Here is a 24,109-nt window from a genome sequence, read left to right as displayed (position 1 = left end):
CTTAAGTCATTAGATTATGTTAAAGAATTTTATCATATTTTTTCATGTTGTTTTTTTTTCAGCATGCTCAAGCATCTCAATATACACCTTAGAAAAAGGGAGTGTTGGAAATGCAGTAATTAAAGAGCATGATAATGTAGAAATTCAATCCTATTTTAGTAATGGCGAACCCGCAATTTTAAATAGAAACTTTGAATTAAATTCAGGTGATTACGAAAAATTCCCTTTTATTACTGAAGATTTGTCGGGTTATATATATGTATCTAAAAAAACAATGTCATGCTTAGGTGATAATTTTGAATTTCTAAGTTATATCGAAAAGTCAACTTCAAAAATAAAAATATTTAGTAGGAAAGAAAGGATAAACGTTAGAATAGTATTTCTGTTAAGTGATAAATTTAATATATCAGAGAAGTACATAAACAATAGTGCATATTTATATTTTAAAGATGATTTATGTGAAATTAGCTATGAGGAATTAGAAACGAGGGTCTATGAAGTATTTCAAAAGACTTACCATGAGCTAACTCATTTGTTACAGCCTTTTGAGGAAGATCCTCTCATTAGTGAAATTCAAGCTTCTACAGTTTCACTTTGTTACGTATTAACTTCAGATGGGGTCTCAGCTTATGAGCTATCAAAGAACGCTGTAAGTGAAGATTTTAAAATACCTTTGATACCAAAGGGTGTTGATTTAAATTATCTTAGTGCTTTCTATTCAGACTATGGAAATTTAATTGCACAGAATAATTTCTATAAACTGTTCAGAGAGAGAGTTGTCATTATAAGTCATAATAAAGATAAGATTAATGAAATATGTAATAATTATTATTAATTTGCTGTTTTTTTGTAGTATACCCAAAAGCGAGGCATTGAATTTTGATGATGAATATGAACTTAAAGCTATTTACAAAACAGATGTTGAAAGCATAAAAAAACTATCCTTAAAAAGTCCTCTTTCAGCTATTACTTATAGTACTTTAAAAGGTGAAAGTAGTTCACTGTCGTTGTCAGATTGCAAATCGGAAAACTATATTTGGGAATTCTCCTGTGTACTTTCATTGGAGAGTAATTATTCAAATAGGCTTAAATATAATGATGGCTATAACATATTGAGAACTTACAGAGAGAAAATTGAAAATAAAGAAATAGATAATAAGTTGTTTGAAATGCTGGTAGATAGGGAAAGGTTGCTATATCTTTCTGGTAAGCAAGAGTATAAATCAAAAAAAACAATATATGTTGAAGATTTTAGTTTTGAGTTGCAAGTTGGTAAAGATTATTTAGAATTTACAACAGATACCGGTGCACAATTTAGCACCTTAAATAATAAGGAAGTAAGTAAGGTAGATGTATACTCGCTGTCATTTTCTGGAATTATTGAGAAAAGAGAGGTTTTTAACCTTGACACTAGATATGTAAAGAAAATGCTATTTTTAAAGGATGATAAATATAATTTACTTGGTTTGAATTTTTTAAAAAATTTCGAACTGATTGTTTTTAATGAAAGTAAAGGCTCATACTCCTTAGAACTCTTAGAAGACAGTACAAACTTATTCTCTATTGGTTATATCTCCATTGATGGTGTGAAATTTAACAACTTGAATTTGTGTGTGGATACTGGTTCTGCAGCAAGTGTAATTGTTACTAAAGGTTATCAAAAAATAAGAAGTAATATAAGAGAGAGAAAAGTGAAAAAAATTAAAGTAAACGACATTGGTGGAAGTAATTTTATATTAGGAAAGAAAATAGATAAAATAGTAGTTGGGTTTGGGGAAAGTAATTTGACTTTATACAATGTCGCTGCTTTATCAAAAATAAATGCATCTACAGGCTGTGATGCAATATTAGGAAGAGATTTTTTATCTAAAAAACTAATTTCGATTGACTTTAAAAATAGAAAGTTAAATCTAAAAATATAAAAAAGGGATTTAATTATTAATGAAATGAAATTAATTGATGCTATGATTACATTATAAATAATACTTACTGATTGAAATGTTACTGCTGAGGGATGTTCACGTCAGCTTTTCCTTAACGGACCAGTAGAGAATTGAGGGCAATTATAGTTGTAGATGATGTTCATGTTCGAACACTAAAATCATTTTTGTCCAGAAACGTGTTTGAATGGAACCGAGCAATCTGTCCAGCTCAAGACAACCAGCATGATACTTCATTACTCAGTTGTAGCGTGATTCACACTGTGTAGTAGGAATTAGTATGAATCTCTCTATTGTTCACCCACAGTAGTGTAACTGCCCCAGATTTAGTACAGCTCGTTAGTAGAATTGTGCGGTTTCAAGATAGTCGATTAGAGTTTAGTCACCCAGTTCTAGTACATCTAGCTTAAGCTTGTTTTACTTAGGTAGATGACAAGCCTACAGCAGGCTGCAAACTAGCTCGTAAAAAGTATCCTGCAGATAAGTTTTGTCATTTTTACTTGTCTTTATATTTTAGTCTTCGATAGTTACTATTTGCTGAGTTTTCCTGATTTTTAAAATCACACATCAGGGCTATGTGTTTGCCTATTTCAGTGGTATAACGGGCTTTATAGCCGCTAACTAGCGGCCCCTTTGAATTCCAGCACCCACCATCTGAAGAATTGTATTCAAGATACCAAGCCTCTTTGCCATCTTTAATAAAAAACCAGCTGTGGTTGCTGTATTCACTTTCTGAAAATAACCCGTTGCGCTGTGATTTATGTGCGTTTTCCCATGTCGTAGGTATTTCAAATTTCTTACCAGCTTCAGAGATAAGCCTAAGTAGTTGCATTCTGTAAATATCCCACATAAATGTAGTATTCCTTACTATAGTGAAGACTTACTCAAAGCCTATCAAAGATAGAGCTCTTAAAATCTAACGGTGTTGACCATGTATGCTTCATGGTTTTAATCGTTATGTTAGGGATTGAGGGAATGTTTAACCAGATCCCTTTTTTTATTGCAAGCTGATGGAGTAAATTGTTCAGTCTCTGGTTAGAGCAATACTCAAAGTTCTCGGCATTAACTAATGCAACACTGCAATTTTCTTTGTTACGCATCTCAAATTCAATCAGTGTATACCAACGGTTTCGATAGTAAATGTCCGCAATAATTACCTGCCGTCGGCAGTAAGAGCTTGAGTCCAAGTAAGACCATTGCCTTTTATCGGCAGGTTTTGTGAGCGGGATATACTCAATGGCTTCTTCTATGGGCCGTAGACGAGCTTTTACGCCCTCAACTTGAGTGAGTAGCTGGATAGCCTCTTCAAATGTTTCAAAGCTGGCAGGAAGGGCTTGACGACGTGTGCGGATTGGGTTCGCGTGTCCACGGCCAGTCTTTAGATCACCAGAATTACCTTGTCCAGTGCCAAGCTGCTTTGGTTCTTTTTCTTTTGGCGCATAGCGTAGTGCGCTTATATAACGACATTGATCTTTTTTAGGCCTATCGACTTTTTTACCCATGATTGCGCCAAATCGGTCGGTTGGTAAGAGCACATGTTCATTGGTTTTGTTTTTATTTGGCTCATTTTGACTTTGAAAAGGCTTATCAGCATTTGACGTTTTATGCTTAGGTTTAGGATACGCTGGTTTCTTATCACCATCATTGATTTTATTTTCTCCCTCAGCCTGACTATTGTTATTGTCTCTATCAGCCGTAAGATGCTCAAAAGGAAATGGTGCTGTACAGTGCTCTATGGCCAATACTAGATATCGCCAGCCACTTTTTGATAGTTCATCTTTAGCAGGAATGAACTTACCTCTGACTTTTAAGTTACTTGAACCTGAGAATGGAAATGCACTCTGGGGATGAAGAAACTTAGTATTCAAGGAGTGTTTCATTATAGTGTCATGTGGCAGCGTAAAGCCTTCCCAAGCTTCTTTACATGTGAGTGCTCTTCCAATAACCCAACCATCTTCGTCCGACAGGTGTTGCCGTAAGTGAAGTATGCAGCGTCTTTCTCCCTCATCAAAGCCGCACTTTTCGGTATTAATCACATTCTGCGGCTGATGTTTTAAATCGCCAGAAAAAACAATGTGCGCCACATCTGTCGAAACGGCGTAATAGAAACGGATTAACTCCATAACAGGAACGAGTATTCCAAAGGGATCTTTATCATGTCCAATGGCTATCAGGTTAGCCATAAACCCTTTTCCCGTTCGATAAGAGTCGTACGGGATGAGGTTTTTATCCTCAACTTTATGATTACCAGGGATGGATTGAGTGGTGTGTTCGGCGATATGAAGATTATGTAAAAGCTTCGTTTGACCACCCTTGGCTGCTTGGCATTGGCCATTTAGCCAGATCGAACCGATAGATATAAATGGAAGCTGTCCAACACCAATTTTTATAACTGTTTGGTCATCATAATTTGTGACATGAGTGGAAGTTAGATGCTTAGCGGTGGAGTCTATGCTTTCATTTTGAATGAGAGGGCTTATTACGATTTGTAAGAAAGGTTCGGAGGGCACGTTTGGGTTGCGCTCAATAGCGCCAAACCAATCGACCCTCCAATAACGATCGTCACAAGGAAATTCACTAATTTTAGGTATTCCTTGCGACATCTTTACTCTTCCTTACAGTACAAAATATCGTTGTAGTACAAAATAGCGTTGTTTAGTCGCGCTTAACGTTGTAACTCACAATTACCGCTGATACCCTTAATTAGGTTCATTATGAAACTATTAGTTCGCAACTTATCTCGTGCTACCACTGAGCATGAGCTTCGTACTTTATTTACAGCGCACGGTAAAGTGACTACCTGTAACTTAGTACTCGATAAAGAAACTGGCCAATCAAAAGGTTTTGCTTTTGTAGAAATGCCAAACGACATTGAAGTTAAAGGCGCAATTAAAGCCCTTAATCAAACAACCGTTGATAAAAGCAAAATCCGCGTAAAACTAGCCGATGCTTAATAACGATTGAGGGGTTAGAAGTTTATACGTATTTTTAGCGTTTAACCTCGCTTTATATTGCTCAAAGCTTAACTTTAGCACTTTGAGCAATATAACCGATTGGGCTTATATCTTAGTTAACATCGCCTTTAATACCTGCTGCTTACTTACTATATCCCTGTACAACGCAAATTGATTTTTTGCGCGATCTAAATTGTGTTTCTCATGTTTAACACTAAAGTAATTATCGCCGTCTATATAGTCGGTTAAAAAGCGTAAGCCAATCATAAAAGGCATCACTTTAGCACCTAACCAAAAGCTTTGTTTTTCCGCGGCCGTTAATATTGATTTTAATGGTTCAACATAACCTTTAACAATGGCTGCAAAAATGTCTTCACGAACACTTACTTTATCAAGCGCTGTTGAGTCTTCTTGCTCTGCAGAGCAAAATGTTCTGACCATATCGCCAAAGTCATTAAGCCAATAACCTGGCATACAGGTGTCTAAATCAATCACCGCTTTTGCATTATTAGAATCTGAACAAAATAGCATGTTGTTTATTTTAGTATCGTTATGACACACGCGAATAGGGACTTTTCCAGCTAATTCATTGAGCTCATCAATGAGTGAGAACTGCGACAAGCAAAAATCAACCTCCTCCTGACAATGAGCTACACGTTTATGAGGATCGGTGTTAATAACTTGCTTAAAAACCTCTGCACGCATGGCTAAATTATGAAAGTTAGGGATAACCGCATGTAATTTGTTAGCGTCAAAATCCTCTAATGCTGCAGCAAATTGGCCAAAGGCATTAGCCGCGGTTTGCGCTTGGCTAACAGTATTAACCACATCTTCGCTGTAACTGCCACCAATAAACTCAAGGGCTCGCCAAGTATCGTCATTATTATTTACTAAATAGTCATGCTGAGTTGTCGCTACATGCCGCACAATTGCTAAGTTGAACTCACCTACTTGCTGCTTTTTGCTTAAGTGTTGTTCTATTAATCTTGCATTATCAACAAGTAACTGTGGTTTTGGAAACACCACCGTATTAAGCTTTTGTACAACCAATGACCGCTTAGGTGTACTCAATAACATGGTAGTATTGATATGACCACTACCGATGGGTTTTATACTCGCATGCTTATCGTCAAGGCCAAAATTCTCAGATAAGTAAACTTCAATAGGAATTGAATTCATTTTCTACTTCACCCTTTTCGCCCAAGGCGACAATAATTCAATAGCTACGCTTGACGCAATGCGCACAAAGTAGCCGCAATACTTGTCAGTTCTGATTTATAGGTAACCCCAAACCAAGGCTCTTTTGCCCGCCCGCAAGCACAATCAAACTCAGTTTATGTTTTTTCATCTAGAGTCTGCGCATTTAAGAGGGTAATTTACCAAGCCAAGTTTGTAACCAAGGCTCGGCGACAGGCCAAGGCTCAAAGTCTTCACAGGCATCGATTTCGAGTCGGTTACCAACAGGTTTAGCTTGTAAGTCACGTAATAGTTCATCAAAGCTGCGCCCTGCTGCGCAAAACGTATCACCGTAGCTTCTGTCACCCATGGCTACAATGCCAAAAGGCTTGCCTGTTAGCATTGGAAAAGTACTATTTAATTGATGATAAAGATCGGCTAAATTATCAGGAATATCGCCTTGCCCAGTGGTCGAGGTAATAATTAAAATATGCGAAGCATTTTTTATATCATCTAAAGTAGGCTGCTCGAAGACACTAACCTGATGGCCAGCTTGCTCTAGCGTGTCGCTAACTTGCTCACTTAATCGCTCTGCACCGCCATACACGCTGCCAACAAAAATACTAATATGTGCCATTTAATAATCCTCTTCTTGTTCTGGCCAACCCAGCTGTTTGCAAATGTTTAACATTGCGTCACCCAGCGGCGCTTTAATTGTTATAGGTTTATTACTATAAGGGTGCACAAAGCTAAGCTCTGATGCAAACAACATTAGACGGCGAAGCGAAAAATGCTCCCTAAAAAACTGATTATGCTGGTTATCGCCATGATTTACATCACCAATAATAGGCAAAGACAAGTGCTTTAAATGCCGACGTATTTGATGTTTGCGACCCGTTTTAGGAAAACACTCTACCAAAGAATAACGAACCGTTGGGTATTTTCCTATTGGGATAGGCAGCGCAGCTTGATGCAAACAATTAAATTGGGTTTGTGCTTCTTGCGCGGCTTTGTCTTGATCAGCAAACTTATCGGCTATTTTGTCGAGTTCTTCTTTTAACGGTTTATCTAAAAAAACAGATTCAGGCGCAAACCCGCGTACCAACGCTAAATAACGTTTTGTTATTGTGCCCTCAATAAATAATTGATTCATATCACGCGCCGCCTCTGAGCTTAATGCAAACAGTAATACACCCGAAGTAGGCCTATCAAGACGGTGAACCGGAAACACATGTTGCCCTATTTGATCGCGCAGCATTTGCATTGCAAATTGAGTTTCATGTTTATCTAAAAATGAGCGATGAACAAGTAGCCCAGAGGGTTTATCTATTGCTACATAATTTTCATCTTGATAAAGAATCGACAGTTCGCCGTATTCAATAGGCTCTAGGCGCTCACTCATCTGACTCTCCTAGCAATGAGTCTAATTGGGTCAGTAAAGCGATAATGTCTTCGCTGCCTGATTTATCAGTGAGTGTCATTTGCGCCATCGGGGCGACTGCAAAATTGCGCGGTAACGGCTGCTTGTTGTCAATTAGCCGCTGTAACTTTTCAATAAATACAAACTGCAACCATTGTTCAAATGCCAGTGTATCGTGACAAAACGGTACGCTAGAATCTAATAAATCGGGATTCAGCGGCTCAACCTGCCACAGTTGATGCTTTTTAAGTAGCGCCACTAATTGCTGTAAATATATGTGGGTTTGCTGGTACATAATCACCCTTTGGTTTGTGTATTATGCAATTATACCCTGTTCCCACAACAGTCGCTATGGCGTATAATTGGGGTAATTTTGTAGTAAAAACAGTTGGAAATCCATGAGTGAACATATAGCTACGTTAGGCCAGCTTTTAGATGGTGCAGGCACTCAATGGCGTGCTTTTGATATTGGCAGGCACATTACCAAGCTTGATAAACAACAATTTTTAGCCGTTGAACAAGCGCAAATTCCTTACCCTTACCCATTAGCAGGTCATGCATGGTTAGCTATTCAGTTTTGGGATAGCAAAGCCAGTAAAGAACCTTATGTGTGGTTTTTAAAATTCCCACTTGATGAGCAAAGTAAGTTAGTAAGCGCGAGCCGTGATCACTTTGCAGATATGGTTATTCAGGCACTAGGAACAGAAATTACCGGCGAGCAAGCCGATGGCACACTCGATAACAACCCTTATGTATTTACTCCGAACGCAAATAAATTAGCGGCGTTTAATGCACAAGTTAAAGTGTTACTAAAGCAACCAGCGTCGCAATACTACGAGCACGCCCAACTCTACTTTAGTGGCCAAATTGGCTTTGATAATTGGCAAAATGTCGCGTTACAAGGCATTGCCGATTTTGCTTATCGTCTTCATAGTGCTGATAACTTAAAGCACTTACAAGCAGCGTGGCCTAAATTACCAGTTGAAGTATTACAGCCATTAAGTGCAATGCTTGAACATATCGAAATACCGCCCTCGTTAAGTGAGTTATTGTTAAGTTATGGGCAAACCGCCCTTAGTAATAATGATGTTGTTGCGGCCTCTGCCGCGCTGCGTGCAATATCATCAGGGCAAGCTACTGGGCTGAGTGCACAGCTTGTTGATTGCGCGCTTAACTCACCTTTAGGGCAGGATTCTGATATTTTGTTGACCATTGCTGGTCGCTGCTTTAAACAGTTAGAACAGCCACAGCGTTTACATGTTTTTATGGATAAATGCGCGCATCATAAGGAAATAGCTGAATTATTTCCTAGCGTTTTTGCAGATTTAGTTGCAATTGCGACTATTCGCCCTCACTTATTAGCTTTATTACGTGAAGAAAACAGAAGCGAGACATTAGCTCGCGCAATTGGAAGGTTATTCTCTTAAATGGCTAGTTTATGGACGTTCATACTTATTGGTGCTGTAATTTATTTTTTTTGGCTAAATCGTAAAATAGCCGAAGCCGCGAACGTTCATGCCAAACGCCAAAGCGAGCAATTGCAAGTGCAACTTATGAGTGTAGCTTGCAACAAGCGTCGATTTGGCATTTTAAAAAGTGGTAAACCGGGCATGAAAAGCGAATTTATTTTTGAGTTTTCAAGTGACGGTGAAAACGCCTACCAAGGGGTATTAATCATGGAAGATGAAAAACTAAAAAGTGTGGTTGTGCCACCACATAGAATATAATTTCTTAGCACAAAAAACTAAGGCGTAACCTCAGTTACGCCCCAATTGCCAACATCCTGTAAGGTATCCTTTACCTGTTCCCTGTTTATCATCCTCTGAACGAGCAAACTACCGTGTTTACTCTCCATTGCATCCTGCAATATCCACTTGCCGCCTTGGCTATCCTGCGTAAACTAACGCTCCTGCAATTTCCTATCGCATCATCCTTGGTGTCCTTTAAATAGCTCCCAGCTATTTTAGTCCTCAGTGTACTTCCTGTTTCATCCCTGCATCCGTGTTAACTTGTCCTTTGTGCTTCCTGCTAGTAACTACTTATTCCTTATCCGTGGCAGTAGCTCAATCATTGGGCTATGTCGTTTTGACAAAGTAAAGTTTAAAGCAAGCGGCTTAGTATGATAGTGAGGAAAACAAAAAAATTACGTCATAAAATTGAAAAATAAAAATAAATACAATGGCTTGATATTTTTAAGAAGATAAAATATGGAGTTAAACTGACAAGGCGCACGTTAATGTAGGATATATCTCACGTAAGTGCGCCCTATTTGGAACATTGGCTTACATAATCACAATTCTAAACACCTAGCCTTGTACAGATAGAGCAGTTTTAAAAAGTAATTCACCTTTAACTCGGTTAAATGTGAGCTGCTTAAAGTGCTCAAAGCCTTGTGATTTAAAAAATTGCGTATGTTCGTCACGAGTCACAAATACCGCTATACCAGAGGACTCAGGATTGTCATGTAATAAACCATCTAAGCCTTTAAGTAATTGGCGGCCAAACCCTTGACCATGAAAATGTGGGTCAACGGCTATAAACGCTAAAAAGTAGTAATTGCCTTGCGGCTTTAGTGCATCACGAATAGTTTTTTCTTTTTCAATTAATTGATTCGTTTGCAAATAACCGGCACTTAACATCAACTTTAATCGCCAATGCCAATAACGCTCTGCTTGAAGTTGGCTATTTGACTCAAATACACAAGCAACTGCTTTTAACTTATCGTTACGGTAAAGGCCAATTAAAGGCTGTTTTTCTTGCCAAAAGCTACTGAGCTCTTCGCGAATAAGCGCACGGAGTTTTTTTTCATAGTCCAGAGGGCTTTTTTCGTTATACCCGAGCAGAGTTTGTAAAATAGGGTCATTTTGGTAGGCCTGATATATAAGGCTTGCAGCGGTACTGATATCTTCTGGTGCAATATGTTGCACGCTAAACGTGTCTGTGGATTCTGCTGTGGCTGTCATTTTATTTCCTTTATTATTTTATACCTTTTGTCATTACGCCGCGTAACTTGTTTGGGATTAATTTTGAACTACAACGATGACCAAATGCTCATATAACTATAGACCTAAGTGGGACAAATAAGCGAATTTACATTTTAGTTAGTACGCTCATCCACTGCGTTGAGTCAGATCATGCTTTAGCGACTTACTACTGAGTAAATAAAGCGTAAATTCAGTAAGGGTTAAACTGGCAAGATATATCATTCCCCCCTAGAGTTAATAAGTATTAAGTATTAATTCATTAAGGAGCACGATTATGGATACGACTAAGCACGACATAAATACATTGTTCGCACAATTAGGGTTACCTAATACAGAAGCAGAAATAGATGCATTTATAGCATCGCATGCCATTTCGGATACCACATTATTGCAAGATGCTCCCTTTTGGGATGAAGCCCAACAACACTTTATTGCTGAATCGCTGGCGGTTGATGGCGATTGGAGTGAGGTAATTGACGAACTCGACTCTCGCCTTCGTCAAAAGAATTAAATCGCACATTTTAATGTGTCTGAGCCACTTTATTGTTACCATACCTGCTCGCAACTTCCATGTTGCGAGCTTACTTTATTAAAGAGTTATAAATCGAATGAATGCTGCTGTATTTGAAGCTATTAAAGTCCTTCTTGATGAAGGCAAAGTCCCCACTGTTGCACTAACTAAAAGCCGTTTAGTAAAACCACTTCCTATGCCGGTTATTATTGCAGCAGTGAGTCAATATAAAAATAATCCCGATTCAATTTATAATTTAATGAAAACACCCGAGCAAGCAAGTAACTCAGCTCCTAAAAACACTCAGTTAGATAGAATTGAGCAAAAACTTGATCGATTACTTGCTTTGCTAGAGCAAAAATAATTTGAGACTATAAATGTTTGTTGTTGATTTAACATTTGATTGCTACCAAGACACAACCCTAGAGCAAGCCGAGCAGGCAATAAACCGCTTAGTGAATGCATTACGCTTTAATGGCCAAATCATTGGAGAGGAATTTCCAACGGTGTTAAAAGATGGCTATTTTATTACTCGTGTAATGTGCCCGACCGAAGACGCCATGCACCCACTTAATAACAGTGCGTTTGTTAAACACAGTGTTGAAAAGCTTCATGGCGCTGGTTTGCTTGCTCCCAAAGTAAAGGTCATCGGCCAAGATATTCACTCCAATGGTGCCGATGGCTGTAAAGAGCCATCAAGCTATATTTTATATACCACCTATGTGCATACATGTAGCCCACTGTATTGTGGCGATGACTTTTTACCCGTGCCGCTATTTAATATTCCTGCGATTGCTAATGGTGACTATAAAACACTAATTAAATGGCAAGAAGATTGGCAAGCGTGCGATCAAATTCAAATTAATGGTGCAACACGCTGTGAATTTCCAGCGCTTGAAGAAATAGCCAGCACCCAAAGTGATTTATACCGCCGTGGTAAAGATATAACTAAACGGATTAGTTTTTTAACTAAAAAGCCTGTTTACTATTATTTATACCGTGTAGGGGGGGTTGATAAAGCCTCTGAACTTGAGCGTAAATGCCCGAGTTGCCATGGTGAATGGAAATTACCCGAGCCTTGGTTTGGCTTGTTTGATTTTAGGTGTGAACCGTGTGGTATAGTCTCTAATATTTCGTGGGATTTTCAATAAATCCCACACTTAAGGTGCTATGTCTAAAAACATCGCACCTTAAAACTACCTTATAATTATACTGACAACGATGCTATAAATTCACTGAGGTTTTTGGCAAGTACATGATGTGGTTTTTTACCTACATATTCTAGGCACACCTCACCTGTTTCTACTAATACGGTAACAAGCAAATCGTCTTGGTCGGTTAACCCAATAAATACACTTGGCGCTTGTTTGAGTTTACGTTTCATTAAAACATGACCGGTGATATTTTGTTGCAGTAGGTCAAAATCATCTTCATTCCATGCTTGTAATAATTCCACTTGATGTCCGTCAATATTGGCTACAACACTGCCAGCAAACATATGACCATAAAATTGACTCAACGCCTCTGGAAACTCAAGCTCCAATGCGTTAGCGAGATCGGTTAATGAACCTGTAGGCTCTCTAACTATCGCTTGCCATTGGATCATACCATGTTCATCGGCGCTACCTATTTCACATGGGCTTGGCCATTGCTCATCGTGGACGATTAATGGGCGCCTTTGTGTATTAGTAATCGTTTGTTGGCTAAATTTTTCGTGAAGTTGAGCTAATTGCATTGCAACAGACATACTGTGAAACTCATTTAATTTATATATAATGCCCCCATTGTAACTATTTAAGAGCAAACATGACAGATTACAGCAATTCTCCCGATCTTAAAGGCAGCGTACTTGGTCAATCTACTGAGTATGTCGCTCAATACACGCCCAGCTTGCTTTTTCCTATTGCTCGCAAGCTTAATCGTGATTCATTAAGTATTGATGAAACTGCGCTGCCGTTTAAAGGCCAAGACATATGGACAGGTTACGAACTGTCTTGGTTAAATACTAAAGGTAAGCCTCAAGTTGCGGTGGCATTGTTTACTTTCGAATGTCAAAGTAGTCATATTATTGAATCAAAGTCGTTTAAGCTTTATTTAAACAGCTTTAATCAAAGCCGTTTTGGGAGTATTGAAATTGTTAAACAACATTTAATTGACGACTTATCCAATGCGGTAAACAGCCCTGTAAAGGTAACCTTATACAGCGCTGATGACTACAATTGTATTCCTTGCACACCGCTTCCAGGTGAGTGTATAGATGAGTTAGATATTGAGATAGATAACTACCATATTGATGCCCATTCACTTAAATCACAAAGCAATAAAATAGTCACCGAAACTTTGCATAGCCACTTGCTTAAGTCTAACTGTTTAATTACTTCACAACCAGATTGGGCGAGTATTATTATTCGCTATACTGGTGAGCAAGTTTGTCGTGAGTCCTTATTACGCTATTTAATTTCATTTAGAACCCATAATGAATTTCATGAGCAATGTGTGGAGCGTATTTATAGCGACTTAACCACTCAACTCAATATTAAAGAACTTGAAGTATACGCGCGTTATACGCGCCGTGGTGGGCTTGATATAAACCCATATCGCTCAACACATTATAACGAAACCCCATTTTCGGTAAAAATAAACCGCCAATAAGTGTCGCGTTACCTTAACAAAAAAGGAGCCTCAGGCTCCTTTTTTAGTCATTAAGTTGCTTAGTTGGCACCGCCATGCCACACACATCAATATAATTATGGCTGTACGCAAACCATTCCTCGCTGCGGTTACCCCGAGCAATAATTAATTGTTTGAATGAATCAGAGTCTGTTTTCATTACTTTAAATTGGCTGCTATCGTCTGCTACATCCGCTAATACTTGTAGATCAGTAATGGGGTTAAACTCGGTATTCTCAGTTGGCGTTCGCGCTAGCTGATGAAAATGTGCCATGCCTTTAAGCACCCGACCAAACACGGTAATATTTTTGTCTAAATAACGCGGCCCTTGACCTATGGTGACAAAAAACTCACTGCTGGCACTGTTTATATCGTTATCGCGCGCCATTGCAAATATGCCATGACAATGGACTTGCCACGTTTGTGTATGCGCTTGGTTTTGTGCAACCGCAAAACCACCTAAAAACCCCGTTACGGGTGCATAACCATCACTGCCCATCTCGGTTATTGAAAGTGGCTCAGTGGTGGTTAAATAAAATTCCGCTGGCACCGTGTTATCTTTAGTTTTGGCTAACTTTTTACCCGTACTATCGCCACCTTGGGCTACAAATCCTTCAACAAAACGGTAAATGTGAGTACCTTGATAAAAGCCTTGTCTTGCCAGTTTTTTAATATTCGCAGTGTGTTTAGGCGCAAGTTTGGGGTTAAGCTCAATATATGCAGCGCCTGTGGGCAGGGTTAACTTTAGAATATTCTCTGATTCGACCCATCGCCATTCATCATCTTTAGCCGCCGCAATAATCTCACTGCTTGTTAGCTTTTTAGCCGACGAGGCTGGTGATTGAGTAGTCTGCTGGGCACACCCACCTAACAAAGCCGACACTAAAAGGGTCACTACACACTTTTTCATACCTTTCCTTTTTTATAGTTATCTATTAGGGTCTGTTGACCTTTCAAGGTTAAATTTGCAGCAGCCTGTTTGGTATTTAGGCAAGGCAGAGCCTATGTGGTGTGGTTATTCCCCATAAATAGGCGATAACGCAGCATCAATGCCAAACAGGCGCTGCCCTTCGGGTTCTGCCTAGGGGCAATTTACTCTTTGTTACTCGGTTTTTACTTAGCCCACTAGGTTACAAACCTCGCGCCGCGATTAAACCGCCCCTAGTTTGAACAAATTTTAATCCGCAAAGGTCAACAGACCCTAGTCCCAATCAAACTTATACAGTATATCTACGTTTTGGTATAAGCCACTGGTTATTTCTATGTATAGTTTAGAGAGTAACTGATAGCGCACAGCCACTTCACTGAGTGAGTCAAACACCCCAACACTGTACTTAACCTGCAAGCTTGGAGCTATATAACCCGATATCTCTACTTTTGTTTGTTCACCACTGCCTTTAGAGCTTAAGCTTACATCAGATAAACCAAAGGTTTCACCCACCTTAGAAACCACTCCCTCACTGCGACTCACACCTTGAGAAAGTAATAACTGAGTTAACATAGCATCTGTAGAGCTGTCGCCCTCTCCTAATGGTTGCCCATTGAGTAAATAGGCTAAGGCTTGGGCTTGATCCATCGCAGGCTCAGAAAATACTTTTAACGTAGGTTGCTCAACACTGCCGGTTAAAGTCACTCCGGCAATCACACCATCAGCGGTATTATCTGGGTTACGAATCGCTTTAATATTGAGATACGGTTTGTCGATTGCGCCACTAAAGCCTATTTGCCCTGTTCTAATTATCAAGTCTTGCCCGAAGGCTAAATACGTCCCTTCTATTAAATTAAGCTCTCCGGTGGCAATAATTGGCGTACCTTGGCTCATTTTAAGCGCTAAATCACCAGTCACTTTAGACTCGAGCCCAAACGATTCAACTTTTACATCATTTTTTACTGTTACTTTTAAGTCTATATCATAATCAAAAGGGACTTTTTTAGCCGCTTGTGTTTTTTGATCAATAATTATTTCATCATCGCTTACTTGCACTGCGCCCTCGGGCAGCTCTTCAATTTCTATACGTCCATAAGGCACAACCACTTCACCAACAAGGTTAAGCGCGTTATCTGCTATGCCGATTTTTAGATCAGGTGATACTTTAAATATCACACCCTGCTGCGCTCTAACAAAAAACTCATTGCCAATAACTGCAACATTAACCGCGGGTTGCTCGCCTTGCCAATCAACATCACCGGTAAGTTTAACTTGCCCGCCTTGAGGATCACTTAAGTTGCCATTAATTGTTGCCGTGGTTTTATTAAATAAAATATGTATATTAGAGTCTTTAAGTGCAACGGGTAATTGCTCTCCCTCTAAATTAATGTCTGCAATATTAAGCTCACCATCTAACTGAGGATCTTTGAGCGTTCCTGCTAATGAAACCTGCCCACTGATTGCCCCTTTAAGTTGCTCAAGCGTATCTAAAAATGGCTGAATGTCTGAGAGTAAAATTTTATCTATATTAACGTTACCAGAGAGTGTTTGTGTATTTTGAATGTCGTCAATATTTATCTCGGTAGCTATTTTACCTAGCACACTGGATGCCAAGTTAGCTTCAATTTTACCAATCTGCGAATCTGAAAAAGCACTAATATTGAGTGTTTCTATTGGGAGTTTAAATCGATCCTCTTCTGAGGTTAGCACTGCATTTAACCCATTAGAATTTACATTCGCTCTGAGCGTTTTAAGTGCACCTGACTGCCAATTAGCAGCAAAATCACCTGTTAAGTCTCCGCGTGTGCGAATATTATCTGGTAATAAGTGCTTAAGCTCTGCAAGTGAGAGGTTAGCAAGCTTTGCATTAAACTGCCCTAGCGCTTTTGTTTGCGACAAGGTATCTATACACAACTTGCTCTGATCTGATTGCCAACAATGAGCGCTCACATCAAAATCCCCGTTTTGTGTATTCACCATAACGGATATTTTTTTAGTATTATTAAAACTCAGCTTTTTATCACTAAGGGTGATGTCACTTAGCTCACCATTCCAAATGGCATTTTTCATTTTGCCATTAAGCTCAAGTTCCACCGCGCCTTTTTCGGCATCAATCGACGCGCTAAGTTGATGATCTGTTTTATCACCACTGGCAGCTATGTTTATATTATTAATTTGCTGCCCAGCGACCAGTGCAGATGCAACATTAACACTGAGATCAGTTTGCCAATCAGCGGCCGTATCTAATTGAGATTTTATAGCGAGTTTATTAATGTTTATCTCATTAAAAATAAAGCGCTCTAGCATAACAACTAAGTCAACCGAAGGGGTTAATCTGTTGCCGCGTACTTTTAAGTCCGCTTTACCGTTAGCAATAAAAGGCAGATTAGCCTGCTCATCACTATTAAGCGTAATATCACCGTCAACTTGCCATGTATCATCTACCTGCCCATTCAAAGTTAACTTGTTAGTACCACTACTTAAATAAAAACTATCGATATCGGCTTTTAATTGATTATCTAACTTAAAGTTTGCAGCAAACTCTAAGGGAACGTTGTTCAGTAAGCCGGCTAGCTTAGTATTGTTCATTCTTAGCTGCCAGGTATCGGCTTGGGCGTTAAATACGCCTTTAAACGTCCCTGAAACATCACTAGTTAGGGCATCGGTTAAGTATTGCGCTTTTAAATTTGATAAAACGCCGGTGAAATCCGCTTTAATTCCCTGTTGCCAATCAAGCTGTGCTTTAATATTCGCAGCGCTATCGTTAGCTTTTAAAGCAAGCGTTTCAAGCGTTGCCTTGTTTAGTGTGCCTTTTAGCTGAGCATTTAAATCTACACTTGGATAAGCATCTAGCTGAGTATTACCCGTTAAACTTAATTGATAGTCGTTAGCATTACCTTGGGCACTTAAATTGATGTTTTTAACCTTTAGCTCATTACTTTGTGTATTAATAAGCCATTGATTAATTTTGCCATTAACACTAAAGGGATAATTTTTCTGTTTGAGATTGGCTGTTGCTCTCAAATTTAAAGGAAATAATCCTGTGGTATCAAGCGCAATGTTAAGCTTGGCTAGATCACCATTTATATCAAGAGTAGCTCCATGTTCATTCCCTTTTAAGCTAATGTTGCCGTTAATTGGCATTGCCCCTTCAAGTGTTGCATCAAGCTGAGTTTTTAACTGCCACTGCTGATAACCTGCCGATAGTGACTGTACCTTAATAGTGGCATCTTCTACGCTCATTTGCAGAGCAATATCATTAATTGAATAGTGTTGCTCGCCCTGATTTATTGTCACGTTGGTGATATTGAACTGCTCAACATTGATGTTAAGTGGTGAGATAAAATCGATATTGGGTAAAGCTGGCAATTCATTAATAGCCGTTGTTGTTTGTTGATTAGCCGCTGCTTGTTGAGCTGCGGTTTGCTCTTTCAATACCACATTAATGCGAGGAGTGGTTAAACGTTTAATTGTAATATCAGACCCTTCAGCCTTTGCCGACAATTGCAGAGTGTTAAGTGTTACGTTTGCACTTGAATGATTTAAAATAAATTCATCAATAGCTAGATTTTTTAATGCAATATTAAAGGGTAAGGTTATTTGTTCTAATGCTTCGGTTGGCGTATCGTCTTTATTCTCAGCGCTTTTTGGCAAGGTTAATTTAATCGACTTAGCACTTAAATTATCAATACAAATACCATCACATTGCCACCAAAATAAATCTATCTTTAGTTGCTGTGCATTAACACTTACGCCATTTTGGTCAAACTGTAAGTTAAACGCGTCATTGTATAAAAATCGGCCATTTTTTATTTCAATGGTTAATCCATCAACCAATTTATTCGCTGTGTAAGCAAGCAATTGATTACCTGGGGCGGTAAACAAAACGCAAAACAGTGTAACTAACAGCGTTGCTAAAACGGCGCTAATTATCGCCGTTACTTTTTTAAATACTGACATTAAATTTCAGGCCCTATGGTAATACTTAAACGGGTACTTTTACTTTCTTTTGTGAGCCCCCACGCGTGATCAACTCTTATCGGACCAACCGGTGTTAAATAACGAAAACCAAATCCTGCACCTACTTCAAATTGTTCTGAAAAATCATTGGTTGCGGTCCCCCCATCAACAAACAGCGCAGCCCGCCAATTTTTAGCAAATTGGTAGTTGTATTCAACGGTACTCGCTAATAAATATTTACCACCAATACGCTCACCCTGCTCGTTTTGCGGAGAAATCGACTGATAAGCAAAACCCCTGACACTTTGATCGCCACCGGCATAAAATCGCAAAGAAAATGGCACGTTATTTATATCATTAACAATCATTGCGCCCACGTTTGCTTTTAAAAAGATCAGATGGCGGTCAAGGTAAGTACGTAACCAAGCATGCTGTAATTGAACTCTAACCAAATTGGTACTTGAGAGTACGCTATCGAGTCCAAACTCAGCTGAAATAGACCACTGCTCCCCCCAATAAGGTGTGGTGCCACCCTTTGATTGTTTACGCGCATAACTGATCCCAGGCATTAACATTTCAGTTGTTTTTTCTTCGTCATCCCCTATGCGGTAGGTTTCTTGCTCACGCCTTAAAAAAGCCGTTCGTACCCATTCATGCTCAGTTAACCACTGGCGCTGTAACTGCCCTGTTAATATTTCACTGTAGGTTTGATTGGTTAATTCATCTTCCAACTTATAACCGACAGAAAAGCGCCATAAATCATCGTTCGGATCATTCACCGGCACGGTGTAAGCCATGGAAATATCTTGCTGTTTTTGAGAAACATTTAAATTGCTTTCAAGATAGTGCCCGTTATCGGTGATCCATGGTTTACTCCATTTAAAACGTACTTTCGGCCCTAAATCTGTACTAAAGCCACCACCAATTTCATAACTATTTTCTGGTTTATGTAACACATCTACTTTTATAGGAACTTGCTTGTTTTTTCTCGCTGTAATATCGGCATAAACACGCACGCTCTTAAAATAAGGGGTACTTGATAAATCAAAATTATAATCGGCAATATAGGATGCTTTGTACGACTGACCCATTTTAAATGGCGCCAAAGAGCGGATATATTTTTCAGCTGGAGTATTTCTGGCAATTAAAATATCACCAAACTGATAACGAACTCCGCTATCAATAGTAAAAGTAATGGTTGCGCTGTGTTTTTTAAGTGATACTTCAAATTTTCTAACAGGCCATTTTGCATCGAAATATCCATACTCTAGCAACACTGACTCTATTTTTTGATGCGCGCTGCTATAAACCCCATGATTTAAAATATCACCTTGTTTTAAATTAAGATCTTCAATCGTTTTTTGAACGAACGGATCCTGTTTTGCTTCACCATTAATAGTTATATTAAGTGACTCAATACGTGTGGCTGGGCCTCGCTCTATATTTACAACAAGTTCGCGCTCGTCTTTATCAAAATCAATATTTACTACTGGAGTGTAATAACCTAAGGCTTTGATACTATTCTCAACTTGCGTTTTTGCATACCGACGAAGTGTACGGGTTGGTTTTTCACCAACAAGTTGTTTTAAATAAAGTGCAACGTTATTTTCTAAGTCGCCACTGATCCCTTTAATTTCATAATCTTCAATTATATTTTCAGAGGCAATAGAAGACAGGCTTACTAATAAGCAAAAAAAACAAAAAAACTTTAAAAGCTGATTGAACAAGTAAATATCCTTACTGTGGTATCCATAAAATAAACCGTTAGACAGAAATATCATACCATAGCCACAATGAGCCTAACATTAACTTAATCGCAATTAACACTCAAAGATGCAGTCAAAATTTAGTACGCGTTAACGGTTTATTTTGGTTACAATAGCTATAACGAGTACAAAATAAAATTAATGAGTTTTTAATGCAATTCCCTGATGATGACAATGGCCAGCTTCTTGCTGAAATTTCCGCCGCCGGTGTAGATTTAAGTAAAATGCAACAAATTGATTTTTACATTTTATTTGAACAACAGGCTGATGCCGAAAAATTTGCAACTGAGATTGTAAACGATGCATTAGTGCAAACTGCTGATGTTGAAAAATGTAAAGATACCGGCGTTTGGGAAGTAATTGCCCATGTACAAATGGTGCCTGAACATGCACTGTTAGGCCAAGCAGAACAATACATTGAAAGCATAGCGAACAGTTTTAATGGCTATGGTGATGGTTGGGGATTAGACGCAGAAGAAGCATAATCCCTAATTTAAATAATGAATGAGATACCCAGCTTAGTCTATCGACTTAGCTGGTTTGCTTTTCTAAAGCTGCCTTTATAATCAAAAAGTTTATCTGCTACTTTCCAGCCATATTTTTTACTTTTTCGCGCAATCACAAAGTCCGGTGGTATTAAATCAAACTGCGCTTTTATAACTTGCTCTGCACTGCTAAATTCAACTGGTGACTGTCCCTGCCCTACACGCTTACCAAATTGCTGATTAAAGTAATACCGAGCACCTTTGTTTGATAAATCAAAAATTTCATCACAACTGGCTCCGTCTTCATCAAAATAAGTAATTTTTAACAATTGCTCTTTAAGTTTAGTCACACTCAAGCCACTGCAACGAAGGACTAATGCATCTTTAAGGTTTAACGCATTACGAAGCTTATCATCAGGGTCGGCCATCACAGCGTCACAATCATGGCATTTTCGAGCAGCAATATCATTTTGTGCGCCGCACTGCTCACACTCTTTAAAACGAAAGCGGTAATCGCATTGCTCGCTTAAACCGTTATCATCTTCTAGCAAACCTTTACAACGCCTACCAAAGTGCTCGATTACTTTGCCATCAGCATCTGTCTTTCCCCAAAATATGTTGGCAAAGCCACACCCAGGACACAGCACTTGCACGGGTTCATTATCGCTATCACCTTTTTTATCGCCAACTTCTGGGTAGAATAAATCAAAGCCATTGCCCGCATAGTCAATCACTAAACAATCATCTTTACCCTCAGCTAACCTCAAGCCTCGACCGACAATTTGCTGGTATAAACTTACCGACTCCGTGGGGCGTAAAATAGCAATAAAATCAACATGGGGGGCATCAAAACCCGTCGTCAGTACTGATATATTCACTAAATATTTTAACTGTTTAGCTTTAAATTGCTTTATTATTTTATCGCGTTCGCTATTTGGCGTATCTCCAGTGATCAGCGCACTGTGATCCTCTGGTAGATAAGTCATTATCTCTTGTGCATGCAAAACCGTAGCTGCAAATATCATCACACCATGGCGGTTCTCACTATATTGAATAACCTGCTGCAGAATTGTTTGAGTTGCACGGGTCGATTTTTTTAACAGCGCATTCATATCCTCATTGCTATATTGCCCAAATGCATTGCTAGTTAAAGATGAAAAGTCATAATGGCTAATTGCAGCATCAACCTCTTTAGGGGGAGTTAAGTAGTTATGCTTAATCATATAGCGCAAAGGTAGTTCAAAAATACAGTGTTTGAATGGACTCTCTTTATTGCCTCTTACAAAACCATGGTAATGATGCTGATAAATCCAGCCTAACCCTAGTCGGTAAGGCGTCGCGGTTAAACCTAATACTTTTAATTCAGGGTTGTGAGATTTAAGTGCATTAATAACTTTTCCGTACTGGCTTTTCTTTTCGCCATTTACTCTGTGACACTCATCAATAATAAGTAATGAGTAGTGCTCATTAAGTTTATTTAGATTACGCGATAACGACTGCACACTCGCAAAAGTGACCTGATGGGTTAACGACTTCTCTTTGAGTCCTGCGGAAAATATACTCGCTTCAAGGCCAAAGCTTTTATACTTTTGAGCATTTTGCTCCACTAATTCTTTTACGTGCGCCAACACCAATATTTTTTGTTTAGCAATACGCGCAAGTTCAGCTATCACTAAACTTTTACCCGCCCCCGTAGGCAACACAATAACAGCAGGATCATTGGTTTTTCTAAAGTGTAAAACGGTTCGTTCAACCGCCTCGCTTTGGTAGGGTCTAAGGGTGTAGGTCATCAAAGGTAAGAATTCTTAATCTAATTAATGGTTATGTTTTAGGAAGACAGCTTTATTTCATATTTGTTTAAATAATTTATATTCATAAACTAATATTCAAACTGTTTATAAATTTTGAGCACTATATTATGTATAAATATAAAAAAATACCCTTAATCAAAATGATTAAAGGTATTTAATTACATACTTAACTTATCTGCAATTCTAAGGAACTTTATTAGTATAAAATTTTTATACTAATAAATAGTAGCTTTAGAATTTGTAAGTAGCTTGTAGGTAGGCAAATCGACCAATATTATCGTAAATCGCTGAGCCTGCACCTGTGCCAGTCGTACTTCCTGGTAAGCCACGATTGAATAAGTTATCAACACCTAACTTAAAACCAACACCACTGTCAAAGTTATAAGCGACTGAAGCATCAGTTATAAAGTATTAACCGTAACGCATTTCATTTGACGGGTTAGGGTTTGCTTCTATTTGTGTAGGATCGAATAACTCAACACCGTTAATAAAGCGTGTGCTAAAATCTACAACCAGGTTTTCATAAGTATAATCAACAGAAATACTACCCTGCCATGTTTCATTACCTAATACACCTTCATAGTCTGTGTAATTTTCAGGCTCAGCTGAGAAAGGATAATCCTTTGCTTCAATCAAATAAGTACCAATAAAGCTAGTACCAAAACTACCACCTAGAGCATCAAAATCATAACCCACCTCAAAATCTACACCAGAATTAAGACTGCGTGCGATATTAAGTGCAAAACCTTTTAATAAGGTAATTTCACTTGTATTTGGATCACGAGTTATAAGACCACAGAATTGATTGTCAATACCAGTTGGTGAATCTACACAACGATCGATAATTGTTTGGAAACCAATACCACTAATTGTGTCATCAATATCAATTTCCCAGTAATCGGCTGTTACACTAAAGCCTTCTAACCATTCTGACTGGTAAACAATACCTGCGGTGATAGATCGTAAGCGTCTAGCAAAATACACCTGCCAGTAACTCAGTAAAATGATTAAGCTATTTCCAAATTTCACTGAGGAGATAGTCATGAGAAAAACGCGTAGCCTAGAACAGTGGCGCAGTATTATTGAAAAATAACAAGCCAGTGATTTAACTATCACTGACTATTGCAAGCAAAATGCTTTATCAAAAACAACGTTTTATGCCGCGCGAGGTAAACTTAATGCCTCATCAGGCAGCTTTGTTCGAGCAAACGTCACAAAACACGTCGATATCCTCGAACCGTAACAGCCAATCATCCTCTCGATTAGTAAAGTAAAAGTCAGCTTACCACCCACAACGTCTGCATCGTATCTAGGCCAATTACTGCGCGAGCTTGAACGTGATGCCTACACTGGCGCGTTGTTTTTGTTTTGTAATAAGGCGAAAGATAAACTCAAGTTGGTTTACTGGGATAGAACGGGATTTGCACTGTGGTACAAGCGGTTAGGTGCGACAAGAAGTCGCTTTGTTTACTGTTGAACTTTGATTCAACCCTTCGTATTGCCG

24 protein-coding genes are annotated in these 24,109 nt (G+C 38.7%); 11 read left to right on the top strand and 13 right to left on the bottom strand.

Annotated elements, in window-relative coordinates:
• Window positions 1-16 precede the first annotated feature (16 nt).
• Window positions 17-835 (top strand): hypothetical protein, encoded by an 819-nt coding sequence (locus tag MTN97_RS16060; RefSeq protein WP_248474867.1) that lies wholly within the window; start codon window positions 17-19, stop codon window positions 833-835.
• Window positions 810-1,922, top strand: coding sequence for a hypothetical protein (locus MTN97_RS16055; RefSeq protein WP_248474866.1), 1,113 nt, complete (start codon window positions 810-812; stop codon window positions 1,920-1,922). The genes MTN97_RS16060 and MTN97_RS16055 overlap by 26 nt, the downstream gene beginning before the upstream one ends.
• 514 nt (window positions 1,923-2,436) lie before the next feature.
• Here the strand turns inward: MTN97_RS16055 and MTN97_RS16050 are convergent.
• Together MTN97_RS16050 and MTN97_RS16045 are read right to left on the bottom strand one after the other, a co-directional pair.
• Window positions 2,437-2,790 (bottom strand): hypothetical protein, encoded by a 354-nt coding sequence (locus MTN97_RS16050; RefSeq protein ID WP_248474865.1) that lies wholly within the window; start codon window positions 2,788-2,790, stop codon window positions 2,437-2,439.
• A 34-nt stretch (window positions 2,791-2,824) separates the two neighbouring features.
• On the bottom strand, window positions 2,825-4,543 hold the full coding sequence (locus tag MTN97_RS16045; protein WP_248474864.1) for a hypothetical protein: 1,719 nt from the start codon (window positions 4,541-4,543) through the stop codon (window positions 2,825-2,827).
• A 111-nt stretch (window positions 4,544-4,654) separates the two neighbouring features.
• Between MTN97_RS16045 and MTN97_RS16040 the strand changes: the two genes are divergently transcribed.
• Window positions 4,655-4,894: an RNA recognition motif domain-containing protein gene (locus MTN97_RS16040; RefSeq protein WP_008109433.1), complete on the top strand. Its 240-nt coding sequence runs from the start codon at window positions 4,655-4,657 to the stop codon at window positions 4,892-4,894.
• Between the two features lie 105 nt (window positions 4,895-4,999).
• Here the strand turns inward: MTN97_RS16040 and MTN97_RS16035 are convergent, their stop codons facing one another.
• From MTN97_RS16035 to MTN97_RS16020, 4 genes are all read right to left on the bottom strand, one after another.
• Window positions 5,000-6,073, bottom strand: a complete 1,074-nt coding sequence (locus MTN97_RS16035) for a phosphotransferase enzyme family protein (RefSeq protein WP_248474863.1) — start codon at window positions 6,071-6,073, stop codon at window positions 5,000-5,002.
• Window positions 6,074-6,257: 184 nt separating this feature from the next.
• Complete coding sequence (locus tag MTN97_RS16030; RefSeq protein ID WP_138626353.1) at window positions 6,258-6,707, bottom strand: flavodoxin; 450 nt, start codon at window positions 6,705-6,707, stop codon at window positions 6,258-6,260.
• Window positions 6,708-7,472 (bottom strand): tRNA pseudouridine(65) synthase TruC, encoded by a 765-nt coding sequence (gene truC / locus MTN97_RS16025; protein ID WP_036982041.1) that lies wholly within the window; start codon window positions 7,470-7,472, stop codon window positions 6,708-6,710.
• Window positions 7,465-7,785, bottom strand: a complete 321-nt coding sequence (locus tag MTN97_RS16020; protein ID WP_248474862.1) for a YqcC family protein — start codon at window positions 7,783-7,785, stop codon at window positions 7,465-7,467. Before MTN97_RS16020 ends, truC begins: the two co-directional genes overlap by 8 nt.
• Before the next feature lie 103 nt (window positions 7,786-7,888).
• Here MTN97_RS16020 and MTN97_RS16015 point away from each other — a divergent pair, with 103 nt between their 5' ends.
• The gene (locus MTN97_RS16015) at window positions 7,889-8,917 is read left to right on the top strand and encodes a DUF3549 family protein (RefSeq protein WP_248474861.1); all 1,029 of its coding nucleotides are present in this window, start codon (window positions 7,889-7,891) and stop codon (window positions 8,915-8,917) included.
• Window positions 8,918-9,217, top strand: coding sequence for a DUF3301 domain-containing protein (locus tag MTN97_RS16010; protein WP_013465365.1), 300 nt, complete (start codon window positions 8,918-8,920; stop codon window positions 9,215-9,217).
• 579 nt (window positions 9,218-9,796) lie between these two features.
• Here the strand turns inward: MTN97_RS16010 and MTN97_RS16005 are convergent.
• Window positions 9,797-10,453, bottom strand: coding sequence for a GNAT family N-acetyltransferase (locus MTN97_RS16005; RefSeq protein ID WP_248474860.1), 657 nt, complete (start codon window positions 10,451-10,453; stop codon window positions 9,797-9,799).
• Window positions 10,454-10,748: 295 nt separating this feature from the next.
• Between MTN97_RS16005 and MTN97_RS16000 the strand changes: the two genes are divergently transcribed.
• The 3 genes from MTN97_RS16000 to MTN97_RS15990 all read left to right on the top strand — a co-directional run bounded on the left by MTN97_RS16000 (window position 10,749) and on the right by MTN97_RS15990 (window position 12,136).
• Window positions 10,749-10,985, top strand: coding sequence for a DUF2789 domain-containing protein (locus MTN97_RS16000; protein ID WP_248474859.1), 237 nt, complete (start codon window positions 10,749-10,751; stop codon window positions 10,983-10,985).
• 97 nt (window positions 10,986-11,082) lie between these two features.
• Window positions 11,083-11,349 (top strand): hypothetical protein, encoded by a 267-nt coding sequence (locus MTN97_RS15995; protein ID WP_138627680.1) that lies wholly within the window; start codon window positions 11,083-11,085, stop codon window positions 11,347-11,349.
• A gap of 13 nt (window positions 11,350-11,362) precedes the next feature.
• On the top strand, window positions 11,363-12,136 hold the full coding sequence (locus MTN97_RS15990; protein ID WP_013465369.1) for a Zn-ribbon-containing protein: 774 nt from the start codon (window positions 11,363-11,365) through the stop codon (window positions 12,134-12,136).
• 56 nt (window positions 12,137-12,192) lie between these two features.
• Here MTN97_RS15990 and syd read toward each other — a convergent pair whose 3' ends face one another.
• Window positions 12,193-12,732 (bottom strand): SecY-interacting protein, encoded by a 540-nt coding sequence (gene syd / locus MTN97_RS15985; protein ID WP_214552871.1) that lies wholly within the window; start codon window positions 12,730-12,732, stop codon window positions 12,193-12,195.
• A 59-nt stretch (window positions 12,733-12,791) separates the two neighbouring features.
• Between syd and queF the strand changes: the two genes are divergently transcribed.
• Window positions 12,792-13,637, top strand: coding sequence for an NADPH-dependent 7-cyano-7-deazaguanine reductase QueF (gene queF / locus MTN97_RS15980; protein ID WP_248474858.1), 846 nt, complete (start codon window positions 12,792-12,794; stop codon window positions 13,635-13,637).
• 43 nt (window positions 13,638-13,680) lie between these two features.
• Here the strand turns inward: queF and MTN97_RS15975 are convergent, their stop codons facing one another.
• The 3 genes from MTN97_RS15975 to MTN97_RS15965 all read right to left on the bottom strand — a co-directional run bounded on the left by MTN97_RS15975 (window position 13,681) and on the right by MTN97_RS15965 (window position 20,270).
• Window positions 13,681-14,565, bottom strand: coding sequence for a peptidylprolyl isomerase (locus tag MTN97_RS15975; RefSeq protein ID WP_248474857.1), 885 nt, complete (start codon window positions 14,563-14,565; stop codon window positions 13,681-13,683).
• Between the two features lie 291 nt (window positions 14,566-14,856).
• Window positions 14,857-18,543: a translocation/assembly module TamB domain-containing protein gene (locus tag MTN97_RS15970; protein ID WP_248474856.1), complete on the bottom strand. Its 3,687-nt coding sequence runs from the start codon at window positions 18,541-18,543 to the stop codon at window positions 14,857-14,859.
• Complete coding sequence (locus tag MTN97_RS15965) at window positions 18,543-20,270, bottom strand: autotransporter assembly complex protein TamA (protein ID WP_248474855.1); 1,728 nt, start codon at window positions 20,268-20,270, stop codon at window positions 18,543-18,545. Before MTN97_RS15965 ends, MTN97_RS15970 begins: the two co-directional genes overlap by 1 nt.
• A 191-nt stretch (window positions 20,271-20,461) precedes the next feature.
• On the opposite strand from MTN97_RS15965, the gene MTN97_RS15960 reads away from it, so the two are divergent.
• The gene (locus MTN97_RS15960; protein ID WP_036982019.1) at window positions 20,462-20,794 is read left to right on the top strand and encodes a ribonuclease E inhibitor RraB; all 333 of its coding nucleotides are present in this window, start codon (window positions 20,462-20,464) and stop codon (window positions 20,792-20,794) included.
• Window positions 20,795-20,832: 38 nt separating this feature from the next.
• Here MTN97_RS15960 and MTN97_RS15955 read toward each other — a convergent pair whose 3' ends face one another.
• Together MTN97_RS15955 and MTN97_RS15950 are read right to left on the bottom strand one after the other, a co-directional pair.
• Window positions 20,833-22,584 carry a DEAD/DEAH box helicase gene (locus tag MTN97_RS15955; protein ID WP_248474881.1) on the bottom strand — a complete coding sequence of 584 codons (1,752 nt, stop codon included), beginning with the start codon at window positions 22,582-22,584 and terminating at the stop codon, window positions 20,833-20,835.
• A gap of 432 nt (window positions 22,585-23,016) precedes the next feature.
• Window positions 23,017-23,649 carry a hypothetical protein gene (locus tag MTN97_RS15950; RefSeq protein ID WP_409418117.1) on the bottom strand — a complete coding sequence of 211 codons (633 nt, stop codon included), beginning with the start codon at window positions 23,647-23,649 and terminating at the stop codon, window positions 23,017-23,019.
• A 205-nt stretch (window positions 23,650-23,854) separates the two neighbouring features.
• On the opposite strand from MTN97_RS15950, the gene tnpB reads away from it, so the two are divergent.
• Complete coding sequence (gene tnpB / locus MTN97_RS17960; protein WP_312842967.1) at window positions 23,855-24,082, top strand: IS66 family insertion sequence element accessory protein TnpB; 228 nt, start codon at window positions 23,855-23,857, stop codon at window positions 24,080-24,082.
• Window positions 24,083-24,109 lie beyond the last annotated feature (27 nt).

The organism is Pseudoalteromonas sp. 2CM36K (assembly GCF_023161865.1).
GTDB classification, from domain to species: Bacteria; Pseudomonadota; Gammaproteobacteria; order Enterobacterales; family Alteromonadaceae; genus Pseudoalteromonas; species Pseudoalteromonas tetraodonis.
The sequence above is the reverse complement of the archived record's forward strand: the minus strand, read 5'-3'. Positions and strand labels throughout refer to the sequence as shown.